Genomic DNA, 6,546 nt, shown 5'->3' on the forward strand with positions numbered 1-6,546 from the left:
GAGTCTTTCCTCGATCCCGATACGGGTCGGCTCTTCCGTCGGTCGCCCTGCAGCGATGTCTGCTCGAAGCGCGACCACGCCGGCCAGTGACGCGCGTTCGACGCGCGCTCGTTGAGCAAGAGGCAGGCAACCACAGCTGATGTGCGCAACATGCTATTGCGCTGTAGCGGTACGAAACTTTTCTATTGCTTCCCAGATATCGTTAGGAGGGGCATAGCGATCACCGAGATCGCCCATCGCTTCGACCTTTTGGATCACCTGGCGTATCTGAGCGATGTGCTCGGGATTATCGCGCCAGAATGATGCGGGAACTCCAAGAGCGGCTACGAGTAGGTCTCCGGGATAATAATCTCCCTCTGCCAAAGGATTCTCGCTCAGGACGCGCAGTGCGCGGGGCAGCAAAGCGGCGACGCCTTCACTCTGCCCTAGCAGAATTCTCGAGTCCTCCGGGGTCAATTCACGGATCGGTCTCCGGCGAAGCTCGTACACCGCCCGCATGAGACGCGTGGCGTCCTCGGGAGGCTGCGGCCAGACAACGCCGTCGAGCTGCTCGATCGAGAAGCCGTCGCTATCCATGATTGCCTGTTCCCTAGCAGTCATGGTTGCTCACAGCCCCCCGGAGAGCACCATCGCTGACAGAACCGCGCCCGCAGTACGAGCGACCACCGTCCACTGCTGATGAGCCAAGTACCGTGCGTCCGGGCTGTCGCCGAGTTCTTCGATCACGGGATCCAGTACTCGGCCGAGGGTACGAAGACGTTCTATTTCGTCACCGGGCAACAGCACATCGCCCAGTGCTGATTCCGGGTCCGGCAATATTCGATAGTCGTCGTAGAGAATATGGACGTTTGTATCGAGATCGTCATAGAAATTCGCATGCGGATATACTCGGTCCAGCCAGACCCTCTTCTGGTACTCGAGATCCGAAAGCGCTGCTACCGCGTCGATTACAGCTCTCCGCGCGTCTGGGTAGCGTACTTCTGTCACGGGTGATCCCAACTCTTCCATTTGAGCCACTCTTCGAGAGGTATGTGTGCTTCTGGGTGGTCTTTGATCGATGAGCCTGGCGGTATCGGTTGACCATCCGGCCCTAGGACCTTACCGTTCGAACGTACGACTACATGGTCTACTCGTTGAGATGGATTCGGGCTGTCCGGATCCCCCTTATCGATCCGGACGCCTGCGCCGTTCGGGTTCTCCGGGTCGTGCCACCGTTCGCCGTCCTTCTTCCTATTAGGCTGACCTTCGCCCCACTCGGTCGGAATCTTGTCGACCGCTTGCTGCGGTGGAAAGGCGGACGTCGTGGTCGGGGGCGTCGTGCCGGAGGTCGGATCTCCATCATCATCGATCAGCACCCGCATGGCGATGATGGTGGCGAGGGAGGTGAGGGTGGTGGTCAGGTCGGGGACTTTGTCGAAGGATTTGACTACGCCGACAGCGCCGGCGGCGGCGGTGGCCAGGCCTACGGCTTTGAGGAGGTTGCTGCCCTGGTAGACGGTGCGGATGGTGTTGATGGTGTTGGTGACTATGGCGCCGACACCGCCGGCGCCCGCGGCGGCGCTGCCGCCGAAGGTGAACCAGGCGGCGGCCGCGGCGGCGACCACAGTGAGGCCGATGGCCCATTCGGCTTGGGTGATCGAGGATTCGATGTTGCCGCGGACCTCGACGGTTCCGGCGTGATAGTCGGCGACGGGGGCTGCGAGGTTTTGGGCGGCGGCCGCGACTTGGCCTGCGCCGCCGCGCAGGGTTTCGAGGTGGGCGAGCAGTGGGGGCAGGTTGGTCTTGTCTTCGATGGCGTCGAACAGGCCGATGATGCTGGTGATGTGGGCGGCGGCGCCGGTGACGGTCTCGTGGTTGGCGAACGTCGTCCAGGTGGACGAGGCTTTCTGCAGTTTCTCGAGATCGCCGTTGGGCAGTTTCCCGAACGTGGACAGGATTTTCGCGATCAGCGCGTCGAAGAGTTCTTGGACGCCGCCGTGATGTTCGATGCCGATTCCGTTGTTGCGCACCGAGGTCGGGATGGTCACCCGGTATTCGGTCATCTCGCGAACGTCCGGCCGTTCGGGTGCCGGATTGCTCTTGTTGCTGATGCCGTAGTTGTAGCCGACGGCGTAGAGCACGTAGCCGAAGTTGGTGAGGGCGTCGGCGAGGTTCGTGCACGACTGCATCGTGTCGCGCGCGGTGCTGTCGTACTTCTCGCCCCATTCTTTGCAACCGGGCGCATCTCCGGCCATCCCGGCGCATTCGCCTTTGACCGCGTCGTGCACGGGTTTGTCGGCGCGGCGTAGATCGGCGGCGAGGTCGTGGCACCGCTTGGCGGCGTCGTAGTAGACCTGCCAGTCGATGCGCATGGGTCAGGCTCCGCCCAGCATCTTGCTGTTGAGTTCGATGGCGCGGGTGTAGCGGACGTGGGCTTGTTTGGCCGCGTCGCTCATCTCGCGTACGCCTTCGACGAATTCGCGTGCGCCTGTGGACCATTGGTGGTGGGCGTCGGTGTAGGCCTGGGCCGCAACACTTTCCCAGCCGGTGCCGTGTAAAGCGGCTATGCGATCGTCGATTTCGTCGAGGTGTTCGGCGACGAATCCGGCGAGGCCGGAGAGACGGGCGACGATCTGGTCCAGGTGCTCGAGGTCTACCGAGAATTCGGAGCTCATGGCAGATCCAGGCTGGAGGTGTGCAGCGCGGCGGCGTTGCTGTCGTCGCGGTGCTGATAGGTGTCGGCGGTGACGCCGAGCTTCTCCGCCATGCCGGTCAGCGCGGACATGATCTGCACGCCGCCGTCGCGGACGTCGGTCCAGCCGGTTGCGAATTCGGTGGCCGCGTCACCGGTCCAGCCGCCGTCGGTCAGTGCGTCGACGTCCTTGGCGGCGGAGTCCAGGGCCGAACGCAGCGCTTCGGCCAATTCGTAGACGTAGGTGCCGACCTCGCGGACTCGGTCGGGCACCACCGATACCTGCCGGCCCGGCGTACCCCCGTCGCTCATGCGGCGAGTCTACGTACGGTCCTGAGCAGTGTCGAAGCGAAAGACAACGGGCCGGGTCGCTTCGGTGGGGAAGCGATCCGGCCCGCTGTCGGGTCAGCGAAAACTAGCTGGTCGGCTCGAAGGCCTCGGCGATGATCTCCGCCTGCTCGACGGCGTGCACCTTGCTCGAACCCGACGACGGGGCCGACATGGCACGACGGGAGATGCGGCGCAGCTTGCCGAGCCGCTCGGGCAGGACCTCCGGCAGGTTCAGGCCGAAGAAGGGCCAGGCGCCCTGGTTGGCCGGTTCCTCCTGGACCCACACGATGTCGGTGGCGTTGGTGTAGCGCTCCAGCGACTCGTTGAGGCGGTAGGTGGGCAGCGGGTAGAGCTGCTCGATCCGCACGATCGCGACGTCTTCGCGCTTCTGCTTCGCCTTCTCGGCGGCCAGCTCGTAGTACAGCTTGCCGCTGGTCATCAGGATCCGCTTCACCTTGCTGCGGTCGCCGACGCCCTGTTCGTAGGCGGGCTCGTCGAACACCGAGCGGAACTTGCTCTCGGTGAAGTCCTTCAGATCCGACACGACGGCCTTGTTGCGCAGCATCGACTTCGGGGTGAAGACGATCATCGGGCGGCGGATGCCGTCCAGCGCGTGGCGGCGCAGCAGGTGGAAGTAGTTCGCCGGGGTCGACGGCACGGCGACCGTCATCGACCCTTCGGCGCACAGCTGCAGGAACCGCTCGATCCGGCCGGAGGTGTGGTCCGGGCCCTGGCCCTCGTGGCCGTGCGGCAGCAGCAGCACGACGTCGGAGAGCTGGCCCCACTTGGCTTCACCGGAGGAGATGAACTCGTCGATGATCGACTGCGCGCCGTTGACGAAGTCACCGAACTGGGCCTCCCACAGCACGAGTGCATTCGGGTTGCCCAGCGAGTAGCCGTATTCGAAGCCGACCGCGGCGTATTCGCTCAGCGCCGAGTCGTGCACCGCGAACCAGCCCGGGTCCTTGCTGCCGATGTTGTGCAGCGGCGTGTACTCTCCGGCGGTCTTGCGGTCGATGATCACCGCGTGCCGCTGGGTGAACGTGCCGCGCCGGGAGTCCTGACCGGTGAGGCGCACCGCGCGCCCCTCGTCGATCAGCGTGCCGAACGCCATCAGCTCGGCGAAGGCCCAGTCGACCTTGCCCTCGTAGGCCATTTCGCGGCGCTTCTCCAGCACCGGCTTGACGCGCGGGTGCACATTGAAGCCCTCGGGCACGTTGAGGAACGCGTCGCCGATGCGCTGCAGGATGGTCTTGTCGACGGCCGTCTGCACGGTGGTCGGGACCTTCTGGTCGTCCTCGACGGACTCGCTCGGCTCCGGGGTGTACTTCTCCAGCTCGCGGACCTCGTTGAACACCCGCTCCAGCTGACCCTGGTAGTCGCGCAGCGCGTCCTCGGCCTCTTTCAGCGAGATGTCGCCACGGCCGATCAGGCTCTCGGTGTAGGCCTTGCGCACCGAGCGCTTGGTGTCGATGACGTCGTACATGGACGGCTGGGTCATCGACGGGTCGTCGCCCTCGTTGTGGCCGCGACGCCGGTAGCAGACCATGTCGATGACGACGTCCTTGCGGAACTTCTGCCGGAAGTCGACCGCGAGGCGGGCCACCCAGTCACAGGCTTCCGGGTCGTCACCGTTCACGTGGAAGATCGGCGCGCCGATGAACTTCGCGATATCGGTGGAGTACTCGGTGGAGCGGCTGTTCTCCGGCGCGGTGGTGAAGCCGATCTGGTTGTTCACCACGATGTGGATGGTGCCGCCGACCCGGTACCCGCGCAGCCCGGACAGGTTCAGCGTTTCGGCCACCACACCCTGACCCGCGAACGCGGCATCACCGTGCAGCATCAGCGGCATCACGGAGTAGCCCTCCGCGCCGTCGCCCTTGTCCAGCAGGTCCTGCTTGGCGCGGACCAGACCCTCGAGCACAGGGTCGACCGCTTCCAGGTGCGACGGGTTGGCGGTGAGCGAGACCTCGATCTCGTTGTCGCCGAACATCTGCAGGTAGGTGCCGTGCGCGCCGAGGTGGTACTTCACGTCGCCGGAGCCGTGCGCGCCTGCCGGGTTCATGTTGCCCTCGAACTCGGTGAAGATCTTCGAGTACGGCTTGCCGACGATGTTGGCGAGCACGTTGAGGCGGCCGCGGTGCGGCATGCCGATGACGACCTCGTCGAGCCCGTGCTCGGCGCACTGGTCGATGGTGGCGTCCATCATCGGGATGACGGCTTCGGCGCCTTCCAGCGAGAAGCGCTTCTGGCCGACGTACTTGGTCTGCAGGAAGGTCTCGAAGGCCTCCGCCGCGTTCAGCCGGTTCAGGATGTACTTCTGCTGGGCGACAGTCGGTTTGACGTGCTTCTGCTCGACCCGCTCCTGAATCCACTGCAGCTGCTCGGTCTCCAGGATGTGGGTGTACTCCACACCGACGTGGCGGCAGTAGGCGTCGCGCAGGACCGAGAGGACCTCGCGCAGCTTCATCTGCTCCTGGCCGTGGAAGCCGCCGACGTTGAAGGTGCGGTCCAGGTCCCACAGGGTCAGCCCGTGCTGGGTGACGTCGAGGTCCGGGTGGCTGCGGAACTTGTCCTTGACCAGGCGCAGCGGGTCGGTGTCGGCCATCAGGTGGCCGCGGTTGCGGTAGGCGGCGATCATCTCGAGCACGCGGGTGCTCTTGTCGACGCCGCGTTCCCGGATGTCCTTGCGCCAGCGCACCGGCTCGTACGGCACGCCGAGGCCGTGGAAGATCTCGTCGTAGAACTCGTCGGAGATCAGCAGCTGGTGGATGGTGCGCAGGAAGTCGCCGGACTCCGCGCCCTGGATGATGCGGTGGTCGTAGGTCGAGGTGAGGGTCATCAGCTTGCCGACGCCGATATCGGCGATCCGCTCGTCGCTCATGCCCTGGAACTCGGCCGGGTACTCCATCGCGCCCGCGCCGATGATGGCGCCCTGGCCCGGCATGAGGCGGGGCACCGAGTGCACGGTGCCGATGGTGCCGGGGTTGGTCAGCGAGATGGTGACGCCGCTGAAGTCGTCGGCGGTCAGCTTGGCGTCGCGCGCGCGGCGCACGATGTCCTCGTAGGCGGTGTGGAACTGGCCGAAGCTCATCGCTTCGGTGCCCTTGATGGCCGCGACGACCAGCGAACGGCTGCCGTCCTTGCCGGGCAGGTCGATGGCGAGGCCGAGGTTGGTGTGCGCGGGGGTGACCGCGTTCGGCTTGCCGTCGATCTCGGCGAAGTGCCGGTTCATGTTCGGGAACGACTTGACCGCCTGGACGATCGCGTAGCCGAGCAGGTGCGTGAACGAGATCTTGCCACCGCGGGTGCGGGCCAGGTGGTTGTTGATGACCAGACGGTTGTCGATCATCAGCTTCGCCGGGATGGCGCGCACGCTGGTCGCGGTGGGGATGCTGAGCGAGGCGGCCATGTTCTTGGCCACCGCCGCCGCGGCGCCGCGCAGCACTTTGGCCTCGTCGGCCGCGGTGTCGGTCTTCGGGCCACCGGAGGTGGGGGCCGCGTTGGAGGTCGGCGCCGGGGTGGTCTGCGGCGCGCGGGCGGTC

Annotated in this window: 6 protein-coding genes; all 6 read right to left on the minus strand. The window is 65.4% G+C overall.

Annotated elements, in window-relative coordinates; all coding sequences use genetic code 11:
- Nucleotides 1–153 precede the first annotated feature (153 nt).
- Nucleotides 154–600: a contact-dependent growth inhibition system immunity protein gene (locus TY25_RS15375; RefSeq protein WP_042256825.1), complete on the minus strand. Its 447-nt coding sequence runs from the start codon at nt 598–600 to the stop codon at nt 154–156.
- A 6-nt stretch (nt 601–606) separates the two neighbouring features.
- Entirely contained in the window at nt 607–1,008 is a 402-nt protein-coding gene (locus TY25_RS42665; protein WP_146154146.1) for an SCO4402 family protein, read from the minus strand.
- Nucleotides 984–2,351 carry a hypothetical protein gene (locus TY25_RS43655; protein ID WP_081868890.1) on the minus strand — a complete coding sequence of 456 codons (1,368 nt, stop codon included), beginning with the start codon at nt 2,349–2,351 and terminating at the stop codon, nt 984–986. Before TY25_RS43655 ends, TY25_RS42665 begins: the two co-directional genes overlap by 25 nt.
- Nucleotides 2,352–2,354: 3 nt before the next feature.
- Nucleotides 2,355–2,654 carry a WXG100 family type VII secretion target gene (locus TY25_RS15390; RefSeq protein WP_042256828.1) on the minus strand — a complete coding sequence of 100 codons (300 nt, stop codon included), beginning with the start codon at nt 2,652–2,654 and terminating at the stop codon, nt 2,355–2,357.
- A complete protein-coding gene (locus tag TY25_RS15395; protein ID WP_042256830.1) occupies nt 2,651–2,983 on the minus strand; it encodes a WXG100 family type VII secretion target in 333 nt (110 codons plus the stop codon). Before TY25_RS15395 ends, TY25_RS15390 begins: the two co-directional genes overlap by 4 nt.
- Nucleotides 2,984–3,086: 103 nt before the next feature.
- The coding region (locus TY25_RS15400) for a multifunctional oxoglutarate decarboxylase/oxoglutarate dehydrogenase thiamine pyrophosphate-binding subunit/dihydrolipoyllysine-residue succinyltransferase subunit (protein ID WP_042256831.1) at nt 3,087–6,546 on the minus strand (3,460 nt) is incomplete at its 5' end.

This window comes from Nocardia brasiliensis NBRC 14402 (genome assembly GCF_000308475.2).
In the GTDB taxonomy this organism is placed as follows: Bacteria; Actinomycetota; Actinomycetes; order Mycobacteriales; family Mycobacteriaceae; genus Nocardia; species Nocardia brasiliensis.